The organism is Olivibacter domesticus, assembly GCF_900109575.1.
GTDB classification, from domain to species: domain Bacteria; phylum Bacteroidota; class Bacteroidia; order Sphingobacteriales; family Sphingobacteriaceae; genus Olivibacter; species Olivibacter domesticus.
This window is the reverse complement of record NZ_FOAF01000001.1, coordinates 1256764-1280302: the sequence shown is the minus strand read 5'-3', so window position 1 is coordinate 1280302 and position 23539 is coordinate 1256764. Positions and strand designations below refer to the sequence as shown.

At 37.9% G+C, this 23539-nt stretch carries 22 protein-coding genes; 15 read left to right on the top strand and 7 right to left on the bottom strand.

Annotated elements, in window-relative coordinates; translation table 11 throughout:
- Positions 1-13 precede the first annotated feature (13 nt).
- Positions 14-490: a hypothetical protein gene (locus BMY50_RS05455; protein WP_093319825.1), complete on the top strand. Its 477-nt coding sequence runs from the start codon at positions 14-16 to the stop codon at positions 488-490.
- Between the two features lie 549 nt (positions 491-1039).
- Here BMY50_RS05455 and BMY50_RS05450 read toward each other — a convergent pair.
- The 3 genes from BMY50_RS05450 to BMY50_RS05440 form a co-directional block, all read right to left on the bottom strand.
- Entirely contained in the window at positions 1040-1231 is a 192-nt protein-coding gene (locus tag BMY50_RS05450; RefSeq protein ID WP_093319821.1) for a hypothetical protein, read from the bottom strand.
- Positions 1232-1898: 667 nt separating this feature from the next.
- Positions 1899-2189 carry an HU family DNA-binding protein gene (locus tag BMY50_RS05445; RefSeq protein WP_093319818.1) on the bottom strand — a complete coding sequence of 97 codons (291 nt, stop codon included), beginning with the start codon at positions 2187-2189 and terminating at the stop codon, positions 1899-1901.
- A 220-nt stretch (positions 2190-2409) separates the two neighbouring features.
- Complete coding sequence (locus BMY50_RS05440) at positions 2410-3270, bottom strand: alpha/beta fold hydrolase (protein ID WP_093319814.1); 861 nt, start codon at positions 3268-3270, stop codon at positions 2410-2412.
- Between the two features lie 139 nt (positions 3271-3409).
- On the opposite strand from BMY50_RS05440, the gene BMY50_RS05435 reads away from it, so the two are divergent.
- The 3 genes from BMY50_RS05435 (at position 3410) to BMY50_RS05430 (ending at position 5571) form a co-directional block, all read left to right on the top strand.
- On the top strand, positions 3410-3904 hold the full coding sequence (locus tag BMY50_RS05435) for a PD-(D/E)XK nuclease family transposase (RefSeq protein ID WP_093319810.1): 495 nt from the start codon (positions 3410-3412) through the stop codon (positions 3902-3904).
- A gap of 200 nt (positions 3905-4104) precedes the next feature.
- Positions 4105-4227 (top strand): transposase, encoded by a 123-nt coding sequence (locus BMY50_RS28710; RefSeq protein ID WP_377533739.1) that lies wholly within the window; start codon positions 4105-4107, stop codon positions 4225-4227.
- Between the two features lie 300 nt (positions 4228-4527).
- Complete coding sequence (locus BMY50_RS05430) at positions 4528-5571, top strand: putative Ig domain-containing protein (RefSeq protein WP_093319807.1); 1044 nt, start codon at positions 4528-4530, stop codon at positions 5569-5571.
- A gap of 50 nt (positions 5572-5621) precedes the next feature.
- Here the strand turns inward: BMY50_RS05430 and BMY50_RS05425 are convergent, their stop codons facing one another.
- Both BMY50_RS05425 and BMY50_RS05420 read right to left on the bottom strand, forming a co-directional pair.
- Entirely contained in the window at positions 5622-7988 is a 2367-nt protein-coding gene (locus BMY50_RS05425) for an ABC transporter permease (RefSeq protein WP_093319802.1), read from the bottom strand.
- A gap of 116 nt (positions 7989-8104) precedes the next feature.
- The gene (locus tag BMY50_RS05420) at positions 8105-10393 is read right to left on the bottom strand and encodes an ABC transporter permease (RefSeq protein WP_202907742.1); all 2289 of its coding nucleotides are present in this window, start codon (positions 10391-10393) and stop codon (positions 8105-8107) included.
- Between the two features lie 512 nt (positions 10394-10905).
- Here BMY50_RS05420 and BMY50_RS05415 point away from each other — a divergent pair.
- Positions 10906-11085 (top strand): TonB-dependent receptor plug domain-containing protein, encoded by a 180-nt coding sequence (locus BMY50_RS05415; protein WP_093319798.1) that lies wholly within the window; start codon positions 10906-10908, stop codon positions 11083-11085.
- Between the two features lie 240 nt (positions 11086-11325).
- Here BMY50_RS05415 and BMY50_RS05410 read toward each other — a convergent pair whose 3' ends face one another.
- Positions 11326-12447 carry a serine hydrolase domain-containing protein gene (locus tag BMY50_RS05410; RefSeq protein ID WP_093319794.1) on the bottom strand — a complete coding sequence of 374 codons (1122 nt, stop codon included), beginning with the start codon at positions 12445-12447 and terminating at the stop codon, positions 11326-11328.
- A 501-nt stretch (positions 12448-12948) separates the two neighbouring features.
- Between BMY50_RS05410 and BMY50_RS05405 the strand changes: the two genes are divergently transcribed.
- The 3 genes from BMY50_RS05405 (at position 12949) to BMY50_RS05390 (ending at position 15488) form a co-directional block, all read left to right on the top strand.
- Entirely contained in the window at positions 12949-13293 is a 345-nt protein-coding gene (locus tag BMY50_RS05405; RefSeq protein WP_093319789.1) for a helix-turn-helix domain-containing protein, read from the top strand.
- On the top strand, positions 13287-14603 hold the full coding sequence (locus tag BMY50_RS05400) for a type II toxin-antitoxin system HipA family toxin (protein WP_093319785.1): 1317 nt from the start codon (positions 13287-13289) through the stop codon (positions 14601-14603). The genes BMY50_RS05405 and BMY50_RS05400 overlap by 7 nt, the downstream gene beginning before the upstream one ends.
- A 384-nt stretch (positions 14604-14987) precedes the next feature.
- On the top strand, positions 14988-15488 hold the full coding sequence (locus BMY50_RS05390) for a uracil-DNA glycosylase family protein (RefSeq protein ID WP_093319777.1): 501 nt from the start codon (positions 14988-14990) through the stop codon (positions 15486-15488).
- Positions 15489-15568: 80 nt separating this feature from the next.
- Here the strand turns inward: BMY50_RS05390 and BMY50_RS05385 are convergent, their stop codons facing one another.
- Positions 15569-15838 (bottom strand): hypothetical protein, encoded by a 270-nt coding sequence (locus tag BMY50_RS05385; RefSeq protein WP_093319774.1) that lies wholly within the window; start codon positions 15836-15838, stop codon positions 15569-15571.
- Positions 15839-16167: 329 nt separating this feature from the next.
- Between BMY50_RS05385 and BMY50_RS05380 the strand changes: the two genes are divergently transcribed.
- The 7 genes from BMY50_RS05380 (at position 16168) to BMY50_RS05345 (ending at position 23294) form a co-directional block, all read left to right on the top strand.
- On the top strand, positions 16168-16437 hold the full coding sequence (locus BMY50_RS05380; protein WP_093319771.1) for a hypothetical protein: 270 nt from the start codon (positions 16168-16170) through the stop codon (positions 16435-16437).
- Positions 16438-16485: 48 nt separating this feature from the next.
- Positions 16486-16818, top strand: a complete 333-nt coding sequence (locus BMY50_RS05375; RefSeq protein ID WP_093319768.1) for a DUF6984 family protein — start codon at positions 16486-16488, stop codon at positions 16816-16818.
- 59 nt (positions 16819-16877) lie between these two features.
- Positions 16878-17441, top strand: coding sequence for a suppressor of fused domain protein (locus tag BMY50_RS05370; protein WP_093319764.1), 564 nt, complete (start codon positions 16878-16880; stop codon positions 17439-17441).
- Positions 17442-17482: 41 nt separating this feature from the next.
- Positions 17483-18022, top strand: coding sequence for a hypothetical protein (locus BMY50_RS05365; protein WP_139202210.1), 540 nt, complete (start codon positions 17483-17485; stop codon positions 18020-18022).
- Positions 18023-18742: 720 nt separating this feature from the next.
- Entirely contained in the window at positions 18743-19126 is a 384-nt protein-coding gene (locus BMY50_RS05355) for a hypothetical protein (protein WP_202907741.1), read from the top strand.
- Positions 19127-19809: 683 nt separating this feature from the next.
- The gene (locus tag BMY50_RS05350) at positions 19810-20640 is read left to right on the top strand and encodes a GLPGLI family protein (RefSeq protein ID WP_093319747.1); all 831 of its coding nucleotides are present in this window, start codon (positions 19810-19812) and stop codon (positions 20638-20640) included.
- Positions 20637-23294: a TonB-dependent receptor gene (locus tag BMY50_RS05345; RefSeq protein ID WP_139202208.1), complete on the top strand. Its 2658-nt coding sequence runs from the start codon at positions 20637-20639 to the stop codon at positions 23292-23294. Before BMY50_RS05350 ends, BMY50_RS05345 begins: the two co-directional genes overlap by 4 nt.
- The last annotated feature ends 245 nt before the right edge of the window (positions 23295-23539 follow it).

The following is a 23539-nucleotide window of genomic DNA, read 5'->3' as shown; positions in this document are numbered from 1 at the left end:
AACTTAGCAACAAATGAAATTAGTTCCTATATTATTATTCAGATTGTTTTTTGTAATCCTTGGTTTAGGTTGCTTAGCTTGCAATAATAGTGCAACGGATACGAAGCAATCAGAACTAAATACCACGATTGATACTAGTCAGACTATTGCGTATGCTACCCAGTATTTATTTGACAACAATAAATTCCCCAAAGAATTTAATGATACCCCGATGATGGTCATGCGATCAGAAAAAATTAAACTCAACAAGCCATTCACTGTAAACGGGGAGGAGATTAGCTTTGTAAATCCTGAGGCATTGACAGATTCCATATTGAACAACTGGAAGAATCCAAAACCGTTTATGGAAGTTGTTGCGTTCAAAATAGAAGGCGACAGCATTCTGGTTGGTTTGAAGTTTAAAACTGTTGGCAAAAGGTTTGATCTTTCATTAAGACCAACTGATACAAATAAGTTTTCTGCAAAACCGCTCAGTGAAATACAATATTAATTTGATATATTTTGAATGTTTAGAGTATCTGATCATAATTATAGCTAATATCAAGAGTTAACTATACTTTCTTATAAAAGGGGGATAATTGTCGTTTCTTTTCGATTTTAGGTTCTCATCAATGGCATATAGGTCACCATCATTAGTTCGGGTATAGATACTTACTGATAATCCTTCGTTCTTTTCGTGGAAAATTCGTGCTATACCCAACTTAAGGATTATATTCATTATGCCTGCCAGATGACTAATCTAACACATGGAAAGGACGTTTTCGGGATCATACGGAAAATTTGGGGGGGAGATAATTAAAATTCTTAGTTTAGCAGTTTTAAACTGAGAATTACCTTGCAAGACGCTGAACGTAGACTATTGACCTTATTGATGCCTCCCGATTGGCCACGATACCCCTACCATTTAACTTGATGAGATAATCCGGTATTACTCCCCGTCTCATGTTTTCAACCGTCGAATTAATATTCATCTCATATCTAACCATCCCCAAATATATCCGTATAAAGGATAACTGTTACAAAACCTTTTAACAGATGATTATAATAATCCACCAATTATGCCGAGAACGGACTGTAATGTTTTCTGAGCGAAACCTACAATGTCGTTTAGGATACTTTCAATACTACCTATTAAACCGGAAGCGTCGCTAAGACCGCCACCTTCTATAGTTCGTAATTCGACATTGTTCATTTCTTCTACACCCAGGTCTTTTAAATCTAATTTTTTCATCTGTATATAATTATTTGTTCATCATTGGCAATTTTTTAGAGGCATTCATGCTGCCTTCGGTGGTATGAGTGATTCTCTCATTGGCATAAATGAGGTCGCATGATCGGTTTATTCGTCCCCCTGTGTGGTTTGAATAAACCCTGATGTTTTCATAACAAGAGTTTTTTGCCTGTGTCCCGACTCTTTTATGGCTTTTCGGGGTATGCCTATGCTGGCCAGCATGTAACAAATATATATAATTAATAAATTAAAGGTTTCCAGCCTACAGCGTCAGCGTATGGTAACTTTTTTTTTTAGCTGGTGTAAGAACTGTTTTTTTACTTAAATAAATGCGGTTTTACCTTGTTTTTATGAAAAAACTCTTTTCTGTCTCCTGTTGGTCTTTTTGTTCATTTTTTATCGCAGTGTCTGTGGGTAGTTTTTTGTAATTGTTTATATGATTTTATATATAGTACTGGCCTACCATGTTTACAATAATAAGGTATCAACAAAAATAAATAATACTTTTCGAATACTGCTATGGGGTAATTATGATGGCTTGAACGCACTAATTTAAAGGATAGACCTGAGAGATCAGAAAATTTGAAAGGTCAAAAAATCAGGTTGGGCTAACTCTGGTATGATAGGTGCCGAAATGGCAGATGGACGGGCCACTCCGGACTTATACTTATTTTGCTGTTTTAGCTTTGGCAACAACTTCGCTCAGCGTTTTTCCCGCTTTGAATTTGGCCAGTTTCTTTGCCTTGATCTTCAGCGGTGCGCCTGTAGCCGGATTCCTGCCGTTACGTGCCGCGCGTTGTGCTACGGAGAATGTGCCGAAACCAATAAGAGTTACTGGCTCTCCCTTTTTCAATGAGCTGGTCACGGCACCGGTAAAACCATTAACTGCTTTTTCTGCTGCCGCTTTTGAAATGCCCGCCTCTTTAGCGACGATTTCGATTAAATCTGCTTTGTTCATGATTTGGTAATTCTATGGTTAATATGCAGTAATGATACGAAATCCTTTCCTGAAATGCAATCTTTGTACTTACCGTTCGGCTTGCAGCGTATCCACTGCATAAATCTTTTTATCGAAGTAAATTTATACTTGGTTAATATTACTCTCATGGCATCGTTAGCTGCCTTTGCAGGCTCCATAGCACGGCCCTTAAGACTATATTTAGTTATCTCGCAACTATCTATTCTTTGAATACAGCCTTATATTGACTAACAATTTCATTGATCACAATATCCGGACTGTCCAAAAAAATGTAATGCCCAGAGTTTTTAGCAAATACATACTTTCTATTGCCTTTATCTTCAGCGAATTTTTTAAGGGATTGTCTGAAATCTGTCCGATCTGTTCCCTCGAAAGGGGTTCTGTCAGATCCGATAATAGTTAATGGGATGCTAATATTTTTCGAAACCCGTCTCATTACTTCGCTCGTGTTTTCATAATTTAGAACCAGGTGATAGAATCCAATGCTTTCCTTTTTAATGGCTTCTAAGCTGTCCGCGAACAGGTTTTTAGTATATTTAGCCCTTTCTTTGGTCATAAAATAAGGAGAAACTATATCGATAAATACGGCTCCCAACACCTTCTTTTTATTATCCGAAATGAATTTCATAGCATAGTTTCCACCTAAAGAATGCGCAACCAAAAAATAGGAGTCCGAATAGCCTAGTTTTTTAAGAACCTCGTTTAACGTTCTTACTTCTGAAGTGATATTTAAATTGGTTGAATCTATCTCACTTTTACCAAATCCAGCCCTGTCATAAGTTATCAAAGGAGCTTCAGTTCGCTTTTTTAGGAGTGGTAGCAAATCTTTCCATATGGTTCCGTCATTTCCAGCACCCGACTCAAATATAATCGGTGTTCCAACCCCCTTGATAACATGAAAATGAAGCTTATATTTTCCTGCGTTAATGAGAGTATCATTGGTTTGACAGTATCCTTTGATATCCACACTTAGGATTGATAGTAATAACAATGCTCGAATAAGCACCATATCAACGTATAACTTGGCTAAGTTTAGCGGAACAACAAGGTATAGCTTCATCTTACCACAAAAATACTATTCCATATTCCTTTTACAAATATGAACAATTGATATCAATCAAATAATGTTTTTTTGCTAAAAATATTAGTCAATAAATGTTTTTTTATTATCTTTACTGATAACCAAAATCTATTTTTTTATGACCAAAACAACCTACCCACAGGCTGGAAAATTTATTGACCCGTTAAGTGACTGGGGTTTCCGTCATTACTTCGGAAGTGAACCCAATAAGGAAATACTGATTGGATTCCTAAATGACCTGTTTGAAGGCGAAAAATACATTGAAGATCTGGAATATGGGCCAACAGAACAGTTCTACCTCCTCAAGCACATGAGCAATATGGACAAGATACCGAAGTTTTTGGATAAGCGAGTTTTTAAGCTTATCTTTAAGATAGGAGAGGTGTCTAAATTAAAAAAGGAGGAACGTATGGCGTACGAATCAAGTTTAAAAGCCAAATGGGATACCCAGAATGCTTTTGATTATGCAATAAAAAAAGCACAGGAAGAAGAACATGCCAAGGCAGAAGCTGAGAAGCTTAAGTCAGCAAATTCATTAAAAAAAGCTGGTGTTTCCAGTCAAATAATAGCAGAAAGCTTAAATCTTCCCTTGGAAGTGATAGAGAAACTATAAAGTTAATCGACATACGAATTAATAGCCATGTGTTTTTAAATGCATGGCTATTTTATTTTCAAAAGGGAGTAAAAGATTTGATATCAACCGAAACGGACAAGAGTTAAGATCTGAAGCCATTGTTGAATCGCTTGTAACCTTCCCCTGAAATAGTACAGTTATTTATCCAAAAAATGTTATTTTAGAATTTAACTGTTATCATGAAAAAACACACATTCAGCGAGAGCCAGATCGTCAAGGCACTAAAGGAAAACGAAGGAGGCTGCAGTGTCGGGGATATATCCCGGGAACTGGGCATAGACAAAATCACCGAGGGAATGTAAACCCCGATTCAGCGAAGAATTTTAATTCTTCGCTGAATCGGGTTAATTAATAATTTTTTTCTGAATTTTACGCTGTCCTAAATTTGGTAAGCCTATACTTTTTCTTCTCAAGGTCAAAAGAAAGCTCACTAATCCGTTGGATATCTACTGCAAGATTGAAACATAATGACTAAAGTAATCCTACCAATTCTTCTTCTTCTCTTACTGATCAGTTGTAAACCGTCAACCGAATCGACTGATTATTTCGGGCAACCTTATCCTGATTCTATTCCCCTGGTTTTTGCACCGAATATAGTTTCGATGAAAGGCAGATTAGAGCATGGTATTTCATTTACACCCGACACACGGGAGGTAGCATTTGGAATACTGAACAAGGACGACTTTAGTGGAGAAATATTTTATTCTAGAAAGGTTAATGAGCAATGGACTGAACCGGCAGTTTTCGAATCGTTAAAAAATGAATGTGCATATTTGCCCTATTTTTCACCTAATGGTAAATCCTTACTTTATACCCAAAGTAAAGCTGATACATACAACGTATACACCGATATTTGGATGATTGAAAAGATTAATGATGATTGGATTTCTCCAAAAATGCTAAAAGCGCCATTAAGTTCGACAAGCCGGGAAGCTAATGCTTGTATGACATATGATGGTACTATCTATTTTTCTTCTAATAGAAATTGTGACGGAAAAGAAAATTGCCACAATGCTGATTTGTTCTATTCAAAACTAATGGATAATGCGCATCAAAGCGCAGATGTTATTTCTGAATTTATTTCATTGAATGATGAGGAAAGTGTATTCATTTCCTCAAAGGAAGAATACATCATTTTTTGTAGATATACAGACGACGAAACATGCGCGGATTTATATATTAGTTATCGTGATATTAATAATAACTGGATTGTACCTCAAATAATTGATTCAACAATAAATTCAAAAGATTGGGACAGAAGACCATTTGTAAGTATTGATAATAAATTTTTATTTTTTACCCGACTACAAATAGGAGAACAAGGATTAACCGAATCAGATATATTTTGGGTTAATACTTCAAAACTGTTTAAACCATTTGTTTATCATTCACTTTCTAACACAACAGTTCAGGTTGGAGAGAAATTTGAAATAGCCGTTCCTAAAGATTATTTTAAAGACATAGATGATAAACAACTGACTTACCGCGTTAACAAAAATCAATTTGACTGGCTGAATTTTGATAGTGAGCAAATGAAATTATCAGGGTTGCCACCTGTGGAGGGAGATTTTGAACTGACTTTTACGGCAATTGATAAATCTTCGAATATGACAGATGATAAGATTATAATAACAGTAAGAAAATAATTACGGTACCCAATGCTATATAAGTGTAATGTTGGTTGGTAGTTATCCAGTTATTCATCTCGCAGGCTATCAACCGGATTTGCAAGAGCAGCCCGAGTTGCCTGCCAACTAACCGTTAATAACGCAATCATAACGACGACCGATCCTGCCACCGCAAATATCCACCATTGGATGTCAATACGATAAGAAAAATCTTCCAGCCATTGATTCATAGTCCACCAAGCGATAGGGCTGGCAATGATAATCGCGATGAGTACCAGTTTGACAAAATCTGCCGAAAGCAAGTACACTACATTACCTACTGACGCACCTAATACTTTACGTACACCTATTTCCTTTATCCGCTGGCCGGCCATAAATGCAGCAAGACCAAATAAGCCCAAGCATGATATAAATAAGGCCAACAAAGCAAAATACGTGGCGAGCGAACTTACCATTTGTTCACTTTGGTACAGTTTTGAAAATTCTCGATCTGAAAATTGATAGATAAATGGGATGTTTGGATTCATCGTTTCACAAAGTTGCTTCAAGTTTTCCAATGTCGAAGCCAGCTGTTCCGGTCGCGTGCGAACAAGGATAGTCCCCCAGCTCCAGCTTTCGTCTAACCGTATAATCAATGGTTCAATGGCGTGGTGCATTGAATTGAAGTGGAAATCCTCTATTACGCCGATGATGGAGCCGTGCCTGCCATCCCAGTTCAATTGCTGTCCAAGTGGGTGCTGGAGGCCCATGGCCTTCGCAGCGGTTTCATTGATAAGAAAAGCACTCGTGTCTGTTCCGAATGTAGGAGAAAAATCCCGTCCTTCTTTTAGGCTTAGACGCATTGTTTTTACGAAATCATACCCAACCACTTCATCAGTAACGGATAAGGTTGTGTTCTCTGTTTTGTTCGGCCATGAGATACCGCGCGTATGGTGTTCGATATATGTAGGTGTATTGCGCATTTTTGATATTGATTGCACACCGGATAAAGCGGCTGCGCGCGTCTTGAAAACATTGTATTGTTCTGCCAAATTGCCTTCAATCGGAATGTATAGCAGATTCTCTCGATCATATCCAATATTGGCCTGCTGAATAAAAGTTATCTGCAGTTTAAATATTAACATGCCCACAATGAGCAAGACAGAAAGACTGAATTGGAACACCACCAAACTCCTCCTTAGCCATGCACGGCCATTAGAGGTTTTTTCCTTAAACGCACCCAGCGGATTGAAAGAAGAAAGATATAATGCAGGGTAACTGCCTGATACCAATCCAACAACAATCCACACAACAGCTAAGCTAATCCAGAAATCAGCGGTATTAAAAGGTATGGAAAGGGGCTTATTGGTGAGTTCTTGAAATAACGGAAGAAAGGCGAACAGTAGCACGATAGCAAATACGATCGAGACGGCTGTTAGTGTCAGCGCTTCCAGCAAATATCGTAAAGCGAGCGATCTACGACTGGCACCAATGGTTTTTAGTAATCCTACTTCCTTAGCGCGTTTCGTGGCACCTGCTGTTGCCAAGTTCATAAAATTTATACAGGCGATGACCAAGATAAAAATAGCCAATATAGTGAACAAACGTACATATTCTATGCGTCCTCCAGCTGGAAATCCGTCTTTAAAGGTGCTGTTCAGATACCGGCTAGGATAGGCTTGCATAGCCAATTCCTGTCTAAATCCATCTTGACGGGTAACAAACTGATAAAGAAAATCTTTGATTTTCTGTTCTACCTGTTTTGGATCTGCCCCAGGATGAAGCAATATAAACGTCGAAGGTGAAGCGTTACTCCACCTAGAGGCCCAAGGGTATTTAGCGATAAACGACTGCCAACTACATAGAAAATCGAATTGTATGGATGAGTTCGACGGTAAGTCCTCAAAAATAGCAGTGATCCGTAATTCGTCTGCCGATTCCAGCTTAATGGTTTGTCCGATTGCTTTCTCCTGGTTTCCAAAAAAGAAGTTAGCCATTTTGTGAGATATAGCCACTCCATCTGGCGCAGTTAGTGCTGTGGTTTTGTCTCCTAAAAGCAAGGGGTAAGTAAACATAGAAAGAAAATCCTTGCCGACAAAAGCACCGACCATCTTGCCGTTCTTGTCATTGGTCTCCAAATTACTCCCACTACTCGCTATATAATCTAAACCACTGGCAAGTGCTATTTCAGGCACTTTGTTTTTGAGCTCGTCCGCCAACAGGCCCTGTGTGGCAAAACTTATTTCTGTCGACTCTCCGGAGAAATTGCGGTTGTATATTTGGAAAATGCGTTCACCTTGCTGGTGAAAGGAATCGACACTCCGCTCGTCCTGCACCCAAAGCAGAATGAAAAGGCTGGCACAAATGCCTATTGCCAGACCCGCAATGTTCAGCAGTGAGAAAGCACGGTCTTTTATCAGGAAGCGCCAAGTTGGCTTGAGATATCTTTTTATCATGAAAATCGATTTATCTATTGGCTTTATACATTCATCAAATACCCTGGTAATCGATAATATTATCTTTTGAAATATCCGTTCACGGCAATGCAGATCTGCTGGCTCACCATACGTTATTAATCCGTCCGTAAACTTTTTACAGGATTAGCCCATGCTGCTTTCATTGTTTGCCAGCTAATGGTAAACGCAGCAATAAGCAGCGCCAACAGCCCGGCGATGAAGAAGACATACCAGCTAATGGATCCCCTGTAAGCAAAATTCTGAAGCCACCGATCTGCCGCAAACCAGGCAATAGGTGTTGCGATGAGAAAAGAGAGAACTACCAATTTGAGATAGTCCCTGGATATGAGTTTCACAATGTTACTAACGGACGCTCCCAATACTTTTCTGATACCGATTTCTTTAGTCCGTTGCAGGGTGCTATAGGAAATGAGTCCGAGCAAACCCAGACAGGATATAAAAATGGCCAGCGCAGCAAAACTAACGAACAATTGGCCAAACTGTTCAAATGCTCGGTATTGTTGATCGAACTGTTCGTCCAGAAAATAATAACTGAACGGAATCTGTGGTAAGAGCTGATTCCATTTCTCTCTCATGTTTTCAATAATTCGTGGAATGTCGCCGACAGTTGTTTTGACAGATATCAAGTTGGTACCCCTTGTATCCAGCCGGAAACTTAAGGGCTTGATATTCTGTTCTAGCGTTTGGTAGTTGAAATCCTGAACCACACCTATGATTTTTCCCTGCCTGCCCCATTGATCAAAACGTTTTCCAATGACGTCTTGCGGAGATTGGAAACCTAAAAGCTTAACAGCCGCTTCGTTTACAACCATAGCTTGGGTAGAATCAGAACCATAGTCGCTTGAAAATGGACGTCCCGCAATCATCTTTAACCCATATTGTGGTATAAAATCAAAATCAACCCCATAAATATCGAGCCCTGTAATCTGCATAACGCCGTTCTTATTTTCAATTTCGGAATAGGCGTTTCCTACACCTCCTCCGGGCACTCCGGATGACATCGTAGTTGATCCGATACCGGGGATTACTGATAATGATTGACGGTAAGCCTTTTTGGCGGGATCGCCATGCGTATCGATCACGATGGTCTGATCTTTGTTGAATCCTATATCATAAGATCGCATATAATTAAGCTGGTTATAAACAACAATGGTTGCAGCAATCAAAAAAATACTGATGGTAAATTGAAAGACAACCAGCGCTTTACGAAGGGAGTTCCCTTTGCTTCCAGTTGAAAAATTGCCCTTTAGTACTTCAGCAGGTTTGAATGAAGAAAGCACAAGCGATGGATAGATACCGGCGAGCAATCCTATCAGGATAGAAACTCCTGTTAATAAATACACTTGCTGTACGTTTTCAAAGAGCGATAAACTTATGGTTTTACCCGCTAGTTGGTTAAAATAGGGGAGTGCCAAATATGTGAGGCATAAGCTCAGAACAAAGGCCAATAATGCCATAAATAGTGATTCGGTTATAAACTGCCAGACTAGCTGCCCTCGTTGTGCTCCGGTCACTTTTTTTACACCAACTTCTTTTGCCCGTTCAGCAGACCGAGCGGTAGCCATGTTGATGAAGTTAATACAAGCAATAATAAGTATAAAGGCGGCTACGAGCGAAAATGTGTATACATTAGCTCCGGCACCCATCGCTATATAGCCCCCTCTGGTTGAGTGAAGGTAAACCGATTGCAAGGGTTCCAGTACAAGGCTACATTTCAGTTGTAATTTTTTCATCTCTTCCCCGGCGTGCTTCTCTAAAAAGGCAGGTATTTTTTCCTGAAGAGCATCTATTGAACTACCTGACTTCAGTAAGAGGTAGGTCGATGCAGGAAAGTCTCCCCATGCTTGCTCAGCCATTGGCTTGTATTTGAAAAAGGTAGTCATGGAAACAAATAGGTCTGTTTGTAATTGCGAATTTTCGGGGATATCTTCTATAACACCAGTAACGGTTGAAGGCGATGCATCCCCTCCAAATAAGATTGTTTTACCGATGGGATTATCCTCACCAAAATACTTTTTTGCACCAGATCGAGTCAGTACAATACTATAAGGATTCGCCAGGGCTGTCGCCGCATTACCCTCTATCATGCTGAAATCAAATACCTCGAACAGACTGGAATCCGCAAAAAGTACCGATTCCATAAACTTGACAGAACCTTTGCGCACCGGATAATCTCCTTTAAAAAATCGGACAGCTGAGGCAACTTCGGGTAAATCGTTGACCATATTCGGCGCGTAGGGAAAAGCCGAACTAAAAAAATGAACATCTTCAGTTGGGGTTTTGATATCTGTAACCAGCCGATAAATTCGGTTTCCCTTATGATGAAAACTATCATAACTTGTCTCAAAGCTGACATATTTATAAATGAGGACACAGGCAGCCATACCGATACCGAGTCCTAGAATACTGATTAAAGAGTATATTCGGTGTTTCCAAAGGTTACGGATAGCATTTTAACGTAATTGGCAATCATCGCTTTTGATTTTTATGAAAGGATGTAAATTATGCGCGATTGCTGTGCCATTTTTTTAATAAAAACATTTTCAGTTAATTATGTTATTTTTTTCTTTATAATTGTTCATTATCGAACACCTACTGTGCGATAATGGTGATGACATCAATCCAAAAACTTTCGATATTTTAACATTATTTGGATTTGCTATTATACGGTTTATGAAATCGTGTACCGCCATTTCCTTCAATACCTCAGTTTTTCCTAGTTCCAAAACTTTTTGTTCAGATTGTGGCTGGCTATTTTAGGTCCTACTACAATAAAAATCTTGTTCTGTATTTGTTTAGTACACGTCAATGGCATTATCCACAGATTCTATTAAATCCTTGCAAATAAGGGGTAGTGTTTAGTTGTAGAGATTCAGAAGTTTATAATTATAAAGAAATGAGTACCACGACGCGGCGTTTAAACACGGGTTCGGTCACCAAAATATCGGTAGAAGACATCGGTAAGCAACCTGTGAGCAATCCGCTAGCCGCCTTAGAAGGACGGGTACCGGGTATGGTGGTTACGCAGACAAGTGGTGTGCCAGGTGCTGCTTTTAAAGTGGATATCAGAAGGTAATATACCCATTGTTTAATAGATTTTATGGTTTAAGAGTAAAAATAGGAACTTCTACGGTCATTTTATTATAATTACATCAATTCTGTGCATTTAAGCTAAATTAAGCGGTAAGTTTTCATTTTTCCAGGGAAGCCTACAAATTAACGTTCAAACCGGAAATCGAATTATAAAAGTTAATATTTGCTAAAGTTCAATCGAGGAATAATACCTTGACACAGTTTGATTTACACTACGCCTTTTCTACATGTTCTGATTCAGAATTTCAATAATCTCGTCGGAAATATTGTAGACATTTCTATGCTTTTGATTGGTCAGTATTACAATCGTAAGTTCTTTTTGCTTAAATCTTCTCACTACGCATTCATAACTTGCGCTTGACCCGTGATGGGAGTGTTCTACAATTTTGTCATTTTTCCAATCACAAAGACCAAGAGGCGCTTGTATGTTATTACCTATTTTAGCTTCTTCCGATAAAAATTCAATTGATTTTTTAGTCAAAATCTCGAATGAATCCAGAATTTTAAACCATTTGTACATATCTAAAGTTGTAGAACTGTACAAAACTGAAGATACAGTTGTTTTATAATCGTCTTCTACAAAATCATTGTTGAAAGGAATAGCCATTAAAGTTTTATCTTTATAGGGATATTGTTTATTAATTTTTGTTTGACTTAAACCATAAGGATTAAAAATGCTTTCTTGAGCATAATCCTGAAAATCCTGATTGGCTATTTTTTCTACGATTTTCGATAGCAGTAAAGGACTGTAATTCGTATAGAGATAATCTGTTTCTGGCTTAAATTCTAATCTTTTTACATTTTTCAAATCACTCATAACGATTTTTTCTGTCACAGTAATCCCCTTACTAAAATGCTCGTCAAATTTCATTTCGGGTAATCCGCTTGAGTATTGCAACAAACTTTTAATAGATATGCTATCTGCCCATGGCGGCAAGTCCTTAATATATTTACTTAATTTATCTTTAAGATTTAGTTTTCCTTGCTCTTCTAACTGCATTATAGAAACAGCTGGAAACTCTTTGTAAACTGAACCAATATTGAAGCGATAGTTCTCGTTTAATTTTGTGTTTTTAGAACCATCGGTATAACCAAATGACTTTTGGTAAACCTCATCCCCATTTTGCACAACCAAAACATTCCCATTCAATTCTCCCTGTTTATATTTCTGATTTAATAAAGAATCAATCTTTCTCGCTGATTTCGAATAATTAAGTATTTCTTTGTTTAAAAGTTCCGTTGTATCCTCTTTAGGAAGTTGTTGGCTGTTCTTGTTTTCCTGTTTGAATCCCAAAAGGAGGCTAAAAGATGTGAATAAAATAAATCTGATTGATGAATCGTACATAAAATATAAATTAGGTCTATCGATCGGACAGAATCGCCATTGGATTGCAAGCTATCGAAATTGTCAAAAAAAATCGAGCCTGTTTTAAGCTTTTTCTTCAATTCCTCGATGTCATCCGCAAGAATGTGTACATAGGAAAGCATCCCTTGCTCGTTTCTTATTTCCTTTAGTTTGATGATGCCTGTTCCAAATTTAATCATTTCATCGTATATTCTAAATTCCTACTTCTTTTGTTGCATCAACCATTTTTTCCTCGGCTGCCGGCATGTCTGCTCCGTGCTTTGCAATGCATCTTTTAGGTTTTTATAACGGCAAGTAATTATCAGTGATTTTTGTCGGCGTGGCAGGTATCGAACCTATTGTGAATGAAAAATAATGCATTATGGCGAATTATAGCTATTAGCGAATGATTTATCATTCAAATCCGTAATTTTGATAGCGAAAAATTATTTTTGTATATTTGTATGATATTTTACGCATTAAAGCTAAAATAAAAGTATTATGAATGATTTATCATACATTTCGTCTTTGAGTGATGCAGCTATCGTTAGGGAGATTGGCGAGTTTATAAAGGCTAAGCGAATAGACAAAAATCTTACCCAAGATGAAGTTGCTGATCAGGCAGCGGTAAGCCGTTCTACGCTAAGCCTCATGGAACGTGGTGAAAATACAGCTCTTGCCAATCTGCTGAAAGTATTAAGGGTACTGGATGCACTCTATGTATTTAGCCAGTTCAAGGTGACAGAGCCAATAAGCCCGCTACAATTGGCAAAAGAAGACGAAAGAAAGCGAAAAAGGGCTTCGCGCAATAACAGTCGCAACGAAGAAGATAACGAGGAATGGTAAAAACAGCTTTTGTAAAACTATGGGGCAAACGTATTGGTGCCGTTGCCTGGGACGAAGGGCAGGAACTCGGCTTTTTTGAATACGATAAAAAGTTTGCCTCCGGTAAGCTTGACGTAGCCCCCATAAAGATGCCATTGGGCAATCGTGTATATTCATTTCCCGAACTTAGGGGAACCAGCACCTTTAAAGGCATGCCTGGCCTGCTCGCCGATTCGTTACCGGACAGGTATGGTAACGAACTGATCAATATATGGCTGGCCCGTAACGGACGTCCGGAGAATTCGCTTAACCCTGTGGAACTGTTATGTTTTATTGGTAATAGAGGAATGGGTGCTCTGGAGTTTGAACCTTCCACATTGACAGCGAAAGGCGCTCCGAAGTCACTGGAGCTTTCGAGCCTGATAGAGACTACAATGAAATTACTGGAGAACCGCGAGCAGTTTGAAACGCATACCGATCATGATATGCAAGATGTACTATTGGATGTACTGAAAATGGGTACTTCGGCAGGCGGAGCAAGACCGAAAGCTATCATTGCCTATAACGAGGCAACAGGCATGATCCGCTCCGGGCAGACACTTCAGGAACCAGGGTATGAACACTGGCTTATAAAATTTGACGGTGTAAACGATACGCAGTTTGGTGCCACCTATGGTTATGGGCGAGTGGAAATGGCTTACTATAAAATGGCCACAGAGGCGGGGATCGAAATGACCGAAAGCAGACTGATTGAAGAAAAAGGAAGGGCACATTTCATCACCAAGCGTTTCGACCGTCGGAATGGGAATGAAAAACTACACATGCAGACTTTCTGTGCCATACAACATTACGACTTTAACCAGATCGCCAGTTACAGCTATGAACAACTGTTCCAAACCATGCGCCAGCTGAAACTGAGTTACGCCGAGGCTGAACAGCTGTACCGCAGGATGGTATTCAATGTATTTGCCCGTAATTGTGACGATCATACCAAGAACTTTGCTTTCCTTATGGATATGGATGGTAAGTGGAAGTTGTCCCCTGCCTATGATATATGCCATGCTTATCGGCCGGATAGTGAATGGGTAAGTCAGCATAACCTTAGTATCAATGGTAAAAGAAAAGACTTTGTAAAAGAAGATCTTCTGACCATAGCAAAACAGAATTCAATCCGAAACCCCGAAGGGATCATTAATGAAGTATTGGATACAGTGTCAAAATGGATAACTTTTGCACAATCCTGTAAGGTTGATGAAAAGTTGGCCCAGGCAATTGATGCCACGCTCATTAGATCAATGAAGGTGTCTAAAAAGTCGTCATTTCGACCGTAATGAAATGGAGCGGAGAAATCTTTAATTTACAACTCATTCATTAACAGATATCTCGATTTCGCTACGCTACACTCGATATGACGGTAATGGGCTTTTTAGACACCGCCATGCTTGGCGTTTTTCTCATACTTCTTGTCGTTGCTGTTTACCATCAAAACGTCCTTCTTTAAAAGATCTGCTCTGTTGGATAGCTGTTCCAGTTGTTGGATTTGTCCGAAGGCAAATGGCAGAGGAGAGACCGACAAAATTCCTTTTATATGTAACGCTATTATATTGCATATACCTCCGCCATAAAATGGCGGAAGCTTGAACACCAAAAATAAACACTTGTGAAAAAAAGGAAATTTATCTAAGTTTGGTAAGAACTTAAATTAACTCTTTAAAATGCCCGATGATATATTGAGCCACAAGCTGGAGGTAGTATTTTGTGGAATAGCTAACAGAGAATCCTCTTCAAATAGCGCTTTTTACGATGGTCCAGGAAATAATTTCTATAGAATTCTGCACACAGTAGGGTTTACACCCATAAAACTCCATCCCGAACAATCTTGCGAAATTAACGAATATCAAATCGGCCTTTCCGCACTGAAAGAAGTCGAAGATGCCGATGACGTTGAAATGAGCGCAAAAAATTACGACGCAGCAGATTTTGTTACAAAAATGCTTCATCGGAAACCCCGCTTCGTTGCCTTCACTTGTAAGAAAGCTGCCGCCTGTTGTTTGGAATATCTGGATGTTAACGCAACCTTAAAACATGGTTTACAGGAATGGCGCATTGGCGTTTCCCAGGTGTTCCTATTGGCTGTGCCTTCCGGAAGTGAAAAGCGGTTTTGGAATGAGCAGTATTGGCGACATTTAAGAGCATTGATTGATAAGGCAAAGTAAAGTTCTGTTTTCATCTTGTCTGCTATCGTGCTGTAAGGCCTCAATGAAAGATCACGCCCAGGTGTCAGCCACCATTACACTCACCGTTTTGGCGGTTCCACTTCCATGCAAAAGGGTTCTAATATCTCATTGAATAGACTTGCATGCACCATATAAAAGTCTTCAACCGTATATTTAGGAGTCGGTTTATCCTGTTCCCATATATAATTGCCCCTAGATTGATTCTCTTTGCACACTGTGTCAGCAATATCTCTATATTGGTATGCATTGGTAATGTGTACGTTATGCTCTATTATGTGTCTATTCTTGCAGATGAACGACATTTTCCTGATTTTATATGGCTTTTCCATGTATTTTTATTTCAGCTAAATTACTAAAATTATTAGTAATAATGCAAAATCTTGACTCCCGACATATTTTTCTCTTCCCACAATTTCTCATATTTACTTGTAAATAATAAAACTCTTAATTACATTAGTGCTGTCAAAAAAAACATTTAAACTAAACCAAAAGAATCAAATAAAAGACTGATTAAAATACGGTCGGAGGGAAGCCTTTCGGTAACTGGCGATTTCGAGTGGCGGTCAGTCAAAAAAAACAAAATCAACAGTTAAATCATTACCAGAGCCTAAACCAGTCTAATCCATTTTAGGATAACCAATACATTAAATTAAAACAAATGAAAACTAAACTAACTTTTCTTGGTGTTATTTCACCATTTATTTCTTTTGCACAAATGGGAGGAGGTGGTGGTGGTAGAGAGATTATAAGTGTATTGATCGTACTAGCTATCACGATCGGACTTCTTTTACTTCTTCGATCAGTTATGTTATGGTACTGGAAGGTTGATACAGCTTTGAAGAATCAAGTCGAAACCAACAGGTTACTGGGTTATATTGCGGGTAAATTGGAAGACATTGAACGCAAACTTGGCAATAAGGGGGAGTAGATAATGTACTTTCATTCCGAACTATTTATTACGTTTACAGGAAAGCACATGGAGCCAATTAGAAGGAAACCGACAGAGCGGGAATTAAAGTTGTTAGAGTTATTGATAGTTGGCTCTAAAATGACATTTCCTGAAAAATGGAAACAAAGTTTAAAAGTTTCTCCAATGGATGACGGTGGCATGGGCAGCTTGTATTTATTTGTTGATGAAGAGAATAATGAAAATAGAAAGTTCGTCGCGCGAGTTTCAGAGCACCAATTTGTAGATAAAGATGGTGTCGATGTGATAGCGTCCTTAAACGTTGATGAAGAAGGACAGTTGTTTGAACTTGATGTATGGAAGGCTGATTTCAGTGAATTAAATGAGCTTCCAGATCGTTGAAGAAACTTTAAGATCGAACAATAGTAATCACAAGATGAGATCCGGAACAAATACGAAGGATGAAAAGAAATAAATATTATGAGAAGGTAATAGCGCATTACGTTTCCAATTGGGGTAACCCTTTTTCAGAAAACAGATGGAACAAAGGCCCTGTTCACGATCTGGATAAAAATTTCCATATACTGGAATTTGAACTAACCGAGACCCGTAACATGTGGACATATGCAACATGCGGCATGTCAGCTTTGTCCGATTTACATCCAGTTGAATTACACTTATTCTCCGAAGATCGAGATGAAGGTTTAGTGGAACTTTTAACAATCGTTGCCCATTATCATAATACTGCTCAAAAGCTGGATTTGGGTCATACAGCCAATTTTGGCAGATCCTGGAAAAAGGATTCTAAGTGCACCTACGGATTGATATCATTGCCTTATTTAGACGGGCCAAACGTAGAAAATCTTAAACTGGGCGAAGGCAAATCTGTAGGATTCTACTGGCTGATCCCTGTAACAGAGAAAGAGGCTATCTTTAAAAAAGATCACGGAATAGAAGCGTTAGAAAATAAATTCGAACAGAAACAATTTAACTATCTTAATCCTGAAAGAAGCAGCGTAATCTAGTGTACGATAAAACTATTGGTTAAACATAACAAAATATATAAATGCAGACGAGTATTAAGATCTTAATTAGCTTATCATTCTGGGCTGTTTCTTTTATGTTGCTTATTGGTTGTTCAGAAAGTAAACAATTGGACTTTGGGGAATTCACTATTCAGGTTCCGAAAAGCTGGCAACAGATAAAACAGCAGGGGGTAGACTCTTACGTAGGTTTAATAGCAATTGACGAAGGAGACACTCTTTCTTTTGATTTAGGATGGTATTCAAATGAATTAAAAGAAGATGGAGATATATTTGAGAAGCATGCAAGTCAAATTCTTCAACGAGATGGAAGCATAAAAATACCTGAGCGGCTGAGAAAGAATAAAGAGTCTTATCTGATGATAGATCAGAAAAAAGCGAAAATAGTTCAGCCTAAAATAACAGGCAATGGCTTAACAGGAGTTTATTTCGATAGCTTATGGAAGAAGGGAGCAGATGTGGACCGTTTTCAACTATCTGGGCACAATCTAAAACCAGAAAATGAAAAAGCTTTGCTAAAAGCAATAAAAACTTTGAAATTTAAAAGAATAACGGACGATTAAAATAAATTTTCAAAATTGATTAAGCGTAAAAATCGATAAGTAATATCAATAAATCGATTTACCTTTACAGAAAAATCAACCTAATATGAAATTGAGGCACTTATGGATATTGGCCGTTTTAATATGTATCATTCATGAAATAATCGATCTTAAATTCACTACTATTTCCAATATTAACGATGTAGGTCAGGTAGTTATCCATGTGACTATGATATTTGCTGCACTACTAACATTTTTTCTCTTCGGGTTATTTTTTACGTTGATATTTTCGTTTATTCCATTTAAGCGGAGGAGTTATAAAGAAAAATTCAAGTGGTTACTTCCTATAATGATTTGTTTCATAGGAATCGTCATGTGTGGATTTTCAGGATACCGTGTTTATCTGAAAGAAAAAAAGGGGATAAAGTTAAGTCCAGTTCATTTGATAGAGTAGATTCGCTGAATACTGTTTAATGTTCAGAAGTTCTCTTGATAAAAAAAATGGGAAAAAATATGGAAGATAGAATAAGAATTGCCTTGGAGTTTTTGAAAGACGGCATATGAAAAAGAAAGAGTATTGGGATAAGATTTCTAATTATGCATTGGTTTGTGATGATAACTGCCCTTGTTGCGAAAATGTTTTTTTGAAAGCATAATTCTTTATATCTTGATAATAGGAGTAATGGCTGCAATGGTGTTTTTCACTGCTTTGTTAATGAAATATCTATCGACGAAAAGCAAATGATGACAAGAAAGAAATGGTTATCAATCAATTTAATTAATAAAATACTCGCTGCATTTTTTATATTGAACATATTTCTCGGGCTTATTAGTTACGGCTGTAAAAGCTACTCGAGTAATGTCAAAATGAATGAAAAATACCAAGCTTATAAAAATGAGTTTGATACGTTGTTGACCAGCCATTTTCCCAAAACAATATCATCCTATCCAAATCAAGTGATTAATAGCAAACATGGGTCCAAGAACGACGTGGGTTTTCTTCTATATGAATACGGCTTAGATACGTTAGAAGTAGATTCACTTGATGAGTACTACAAAAAGCGAGCGATTGCCGCCTATAATGCCAGCGATACCTGTTTACTGAATTACAAGTTTGTATTATAGATTTGATGAGGTGTTAATGAAATGTTAATAGATTGTTTAGGTTTGAAAAATTCAATGTTAGTGTTTATCTTTAAATATAATTATTGAATACAGTAGGAAATGGTAAGATAAATTAGAAATTTATACTTTTAAATTTCGATGTTGGGAAAAAGTATAAAAGAAAGTAGGTTGCTCTTTAGAGCCTTTTCAGTAAATAAGCTGGCCTTTTATGGCTTGTTGGAAAATTAACTCGATGCTAAGATTTACAATAATCTAAATTTCGTAACAAATTCATCTTATTTTGATAAATATTAAATAAACTGATTGATAATTTAAATTTTTCTGAACATACTTAGAAATACCAACTGAAAACCGTTCTGTTTGTTTCCCAGGGAGACGAGAGAACATCGATGATTTTTTAAACTAATCTATTTATTTTTAAACTAACAATATGAGAAAGCTAAATTTTAATTTTCAAAACAAGGGAGAAGTTTTATCTCGTGAACAATTGAAACAAGTTTTAGGTGGTTCGGGTAGTGGCAGCGCCGTTCCGTGTAAATGTGAAGATGGACGAGAGTATACGCTAGACTGTTCAGAAGTAACAGGAGAACAGTGCGGTATAGCGTGTTTCAATTTGTGTTCTTAGTTCGAATTACTAATTTGAGGCTGGTAATTCATCAGCCTCTAACTTATAAACTTTATGCATGCCTAAAATTCTATACATTTGTGCTTTTTTGACCATTTTTGTTGATCGTTTAAATCAAGCTGGTCGATCGGTTAATTATTCCATCCAAGCGGATTATCATATGTCTTATTTGCCGGACAGCACCAACAATCAAATCAAAGAAGAGGAGATGGAACTCTTAGTTAATTCCGGCGAGTCAGTCTTTAGGGCTAAGAAAAAGGCGCTAACAGATTCGATAATAAATGAAGGTAGTAAGGGAAACAATAATCTAGGACTTTTAGCCTCTAATCTTACACAAATCCGCTATTACATTTACAAAATAGGTGACACGATTATTACTCAGGATGAATTTAAAGTTAATCCGAAAGAAAAAGCGTTTTACAGTGAACCGCGAAAATTTGATTGGCATATAAGCGATGACACTGCGTCAATAGCTGGTTTGTTATGCCAAAAGGCTAAAATGGTGTACGGAGGCAGGGAATGGATAGCGTGGTTTGCTCAGGATATTCCGCTCGATGAAGGACCATATAAGTTCTGCGGACTTCCGGGACTAATTGTAAAAATAGCCGATTCAAGAAATCACTGGATATTTGAGTTAACTGCTTTGAAAGAGATAAAAAGATCCGTCTCTATAGCGTTTAACAAGGTCGATCCACCGAGATTTATCAGTAAGAAGGAGTGTTTTAAATCAAAAAGAAATTACGTGTTGAACAGAACGAAAATAGAGGAAGCGTCGGGGTTCATTTCGTTTAAGGATGAGAGATCAAGAGGTCTTTCTTATAAGAAAGATAAAGAAAGGGCAGATAAAGATAACAACTGGATTGAACTTTATGAGGCGGTCGTCAAATGATCAGGGTATCACGTTGTTCTTTTCTTCTCTGCGTTTGCGTTTTTCTACCGTTTACCCCACTGTTTGCTCAAACTATCATTTCGGCCCAGATAACCGATTCTTTGGGTAATGAAATTCCAGATGTGAGCATCACTTATAAAGCGAAAAACGCCGCAGCAATCATGGGATATGTCAGAAGCGGAACAGATGGTCGTTTTCGACTGCAGATACAGGCCAAAACTGATAGCATTTTATTAACACTATCGCACCTCGGTTACGGCAGAATAGATACCATGTTAAGCAACAAAACATCAGAATACAAATTCCGTTTGTCGTCGAAATCGCAGGTGTTAAAAGAGGTAGAGATAGGACCTCCGCCAATTTATAAAAAACAGGATACGTTAAATTTTCAGATCGAATCCTTCGTGTCCAAGCAGGATAGAGTTATTGCAGACGTCATCCAAAAGCTTCCGGGAATAGAGATGGAGGGAGATCGCATTTTGTATCAAGGAAGGCCGATACAAAAATATATGGTCAACAATCTTGATTTGATGGAAGGACGGTATGGTATGATCAACAATAGCCTTCCGGCGGATGCGGTGAAAAAAATACAAATTGTTGAGAATGATCAACCGATAAAGATTCTGGACTCACTGGTTTTTTCCGATCGTGCATCTTTAAATATAGAGCTAAAAAAGTTTACAACTACCGGAAGCGGTAAAGTTGGAATTGGATATAAACCCGCGTTGTGGGATGTTAATTTAACACCTATGACTTTTAATAAAACATTTCAAAGTGTTCAATCCGTTCAATCTAATAATACCGGTAACGATGTGTCAAAGCAGTTGCACAGTTATTACCTTGATGGAGGAAATGTTATTAACTCATTAGGAGCAGTCATTACTCCTGGAGAATCTTTTATGAAATTGCAGAATATTGCTGTCCCAGAATTCGAAGAAAGAAAATGGATGGACAACCGTATTTTCCTTGGTAGTTCTAATATTTTAGTGAAACTGAAAGATGATCTTCAGATTAAGGCGAATATTTCATACTATGATGATATGCAAAAAAGGGAAGGATATACTTTTACGCAGATCTTTACACCTGGTCAGGAAGTATCAATTTCCGAGAGCATCAATAATCGATACGACATTAATAATCTACGTTTGGGGATGGTGTTGGAAAAGAATGAAAAAACAATTTTTCTAAAAAATGATCTTCAGTTTCAGCGACGATGGGAGGATGATGATGGTAGATTGCTTTTTAATGACGCAGATCAAATACAGCAGAATAAGGTATTCCGGGATTTTGGAATTGCCAATAAGCTGTCTATATCTAAATTCATTGCTAAGCAATTAGTTTCCTTTAACTCTTCAGTAACATATGGAGAAACGCCGCAACGGCTGATTGTCCGGCCTGGACAATTTGCTAATATCCTGAACAATGACGAACCCTACGATGCTTTACGGCAGGATGTTTCACTTAAGCAATTTAATACCGAAAATTCGCTTAGTTTTTCGCGGAAAATAGGCGCCTTTTTAATCACACCGCGCATCGGCGTTGATTACCAGCGCGATCACCTGGGAAGCCATATACAGCTAGATGGGAAACAAAGTGAGCGCAGAGATGACTTTGTTAACGACCAAAGCACTGATCATTTTCAAATTTCATTAGACCCCTTTATGCAATTCGAGCGGAAACGCTGGAAATTGACACTACAAACACCTTATGTGCTGCATATATTCAACGGGCGACAACTAGAAAGTGCTGTCTTAGACGGTGAAACTCGTGGTACGTTCAATCCAAGGGGGACTGCGCGGTTAAGTGTAGGTGAGAAAACTGAGTTTACGTACAGCAGTTCTTATAAGACTCAGTTTGGTGATCTGACCTCGCTTTACAACGCCTATATAGTCACCACTTATAGAGATATCCAGCGTTATCTTTTTCATTTGCGCAGAACGAACAGTTGGAATAACTCTATATACTACAAATATGCTGATGTAATGAAAGGTATATTTGCGAATCTGACCTATCATTATAATCAAAATAAGAACAACTTTATTTTTCAGAACACGATAGATAGTAATGGACTGAGGACGTTAAGCCTTCTAAATCGGAATAGTCGAAATTGGTCGCACGGTTTGTCTGGAAATGCAAGCAAATTATTTTCAGATATAAACACGATAATGAAAATTAATGGAACTTTGGCCTTTGGTGAGTCAGATTATCTGTTGAATGAACAGTTTGGTCAGCAGAAAAATGCGAATTATGGATTGGGCATAGATCTTAACAATAACAGCTACGAGCTTTTGTCTTTACACTATAAGGGTAATTGGGGTACTTTTTCAAATAGACTAGCCGATGGTAGTCGGTATCGCGTAACAACTATTAGGCAGGATATGAATTTTACTCTTTATCCTGTAAAAAATCATAGCATAACCTGGAATAACTCCTATTATATTACCAATGCATCAGGTCAGAAAAATCAGATTTTCATAGACCTAATGTACAGATGGGTTTTAGAGAAAGCGAAAATGGATATAGAAATCAGCGGAATAAATATACTCAACAATAACGAATATATTCAGCGATTCAATGCTGACTATGCGGTAGTCGAAAGCTACTTTAATTTGCGGCCAAGGCAGTTTTTAATATCCAGCCGTTTCAAATTTTGATAACATACATAGATAACAATATTTGTTTTGGACGTAAGTCTAAGTCCGATTAGTTTATTGTCCTGTTTTGAGCGATAGCTTTATGTTTTGACTTCTCGAAAATATAATGAACAACTACCAATGCCTGCATTCTTGGTAGTATTCCATTCATTTTTGCTGTCGGAAAACGCTATTATGTTTATAGGTTATGCATTAGCTGCCTGAAATCTTGACGAAATTAATATAGAGATAACAAACTATTGCGC

Bases quoted from the DNA above. Each gene is read 5' to 3' on its own strand.
- BMY50_RS05440 (WP_093319814.1), bottom strand. From the start codon at position 3,270: ATGAAGCTATACCTTGTTGTTCCGCTAAACTTAGCCAAGTTATACGTT.
- BMY50_RS05430 (WP_093319807.1), top strand. From the start codon at position 4,528: ATGAAAGGCAGATTAGAGCATGGTATTTCATTTACACCCGACACACGG.
- BMY50_RS05415 (WP_093319798.1), top strand. From the start codon at position 10,906: ATGAGTACCACGACGCGGCGTTTAAACACGGGTTCGGTCACCAAAATA.
- BMY50_RS05410 (WP_093319794.1), bottom strand. From the start codon at position 12,447: ATGTACGATTCATCAATCAGATTTATTTTATTCACATCTTTTAGCCTC.
- BMY50_RS05355 (WP_202907741.1), top strand. From the start codon at position 18,743: ATGATGACAAGAAAGAAATGGTTATCAATCAATTTAATTAATAAAATA.
- BMY50_RS05405 (WP_093319789.1), top strand. From the start codon at position 12,949: ATGAATGATTTATCATACATTTCGTCTTTGAGTGATGCAGCTATCGTT.
- BMY50_RS05425 (WP_093319802.1), bottom strand. From the start codon at position 7,988: ATGATAAAAAGATATCTCAAGCCAACTTGGCGCTTCCTGATAAAAGAC.
- BMY50_RS05385 (WP_093319774.1), bottom strand. From the start codon at position 15,838: ATGGAAAAGCCATATAAAATCAGGAAAATGTCGTTCATCTGCAAGAAT.
- BMY50_RS05435 (WP_093319810.1), top strand. From the start codon at position 3,410: ATGACCAAAACAACCTACCCACAGGCTGGAAAATTTATTGACCCGTTA.
- BMY50_RS05445 (WP_093319818.1), bottom strand. From the start codon at position 2,189: ATGAACAAAGCAGATTTAATCGAAATCGTCGCTAAAGAGGCGGGCATT.
- BMY50_RS05400 (WP_093319785.1), top strand. From the start codon at position 13,287: ATGGTAAAAACAGCTTTTGTAAAACTATGGGGCAAACGTATTGGTGCC.
- BMY50_RS05450 (WP_093319821.1), bottom strand. From the start codon at position 1,231: ATGAAAAAATTAGATTTAAAAGACCTGGGTGTAGAAGAAATGAACAAT.
- BMY50_RS05350 (WP_093319747.1), top strand. From the start codon at position 19,810: ATGCCTAAAATTCTATACATTTGTGCTTTTTTGACCATTTTTGTTGAT.
- BMY50_RS05380 (WP_093319771.1), top strand. From the start codon at position 16,168: ATGAAAACTAAACTAACTTTTCTTGGTGTTATTTCACCATTTATTTCT.
- BMY50_RS05345 (WP_139202208.1), top strand. From the start codon at position 20,637: ATGATCAGGGTATCACGTTGTTCTTTTCTTCTCTGCGTTTGCGTTTTT.
- BMY50_RS05420 (WP_202907742.1), bottom strand. From the start codon at position 10,393: ATGGCTGCCTGTGTCCTCATTTATAAATATGTCAGCTTTGAGACAAGT.
- BMY50_RS05390 (WP_093319777.1), top strand. From the start codon at position 14,988: ATGCCCGATGATATATTGAGCCACAAGCTGGAGGTAGTATTTTGTGGA.
- BMY50_RS05365 (WP_139202210.1), top strand. From the start codon at position 17,483: ATGCAGACGAGTATTAAGATCTTAATTAGCTTATCATTCTGGGCTGTT.
- BMY50_RS05375 (WP_093319768.1), top strand. From the start codon at position 16,486: ATGGAGCCAATTAGAAGGAAACCGACAGAGCGGGAATTAAAGTTGTTA.
- BMY50_RS05370 (WP_093319764.1), top strand. From the start codon at position 16,878: ATGAAAAGAAATAAATATTATGAGAAGGTAATAGCGCATTACGTTTCC.
- BMY50_RS05455 (WP_093319825.1), top strand. From the start codon at position 14: ATGAAATTAGTTCCTATATTATTATTCAGATTGTTTTTTGTAATCCTT.
- BMY50_RS28710 (WP_377533739.1), top strand. From the start codon at position 4,105: ATGAAAAAACACACATTCAGCGAGAGCCAGATCGTCAAGGCACTAAAG.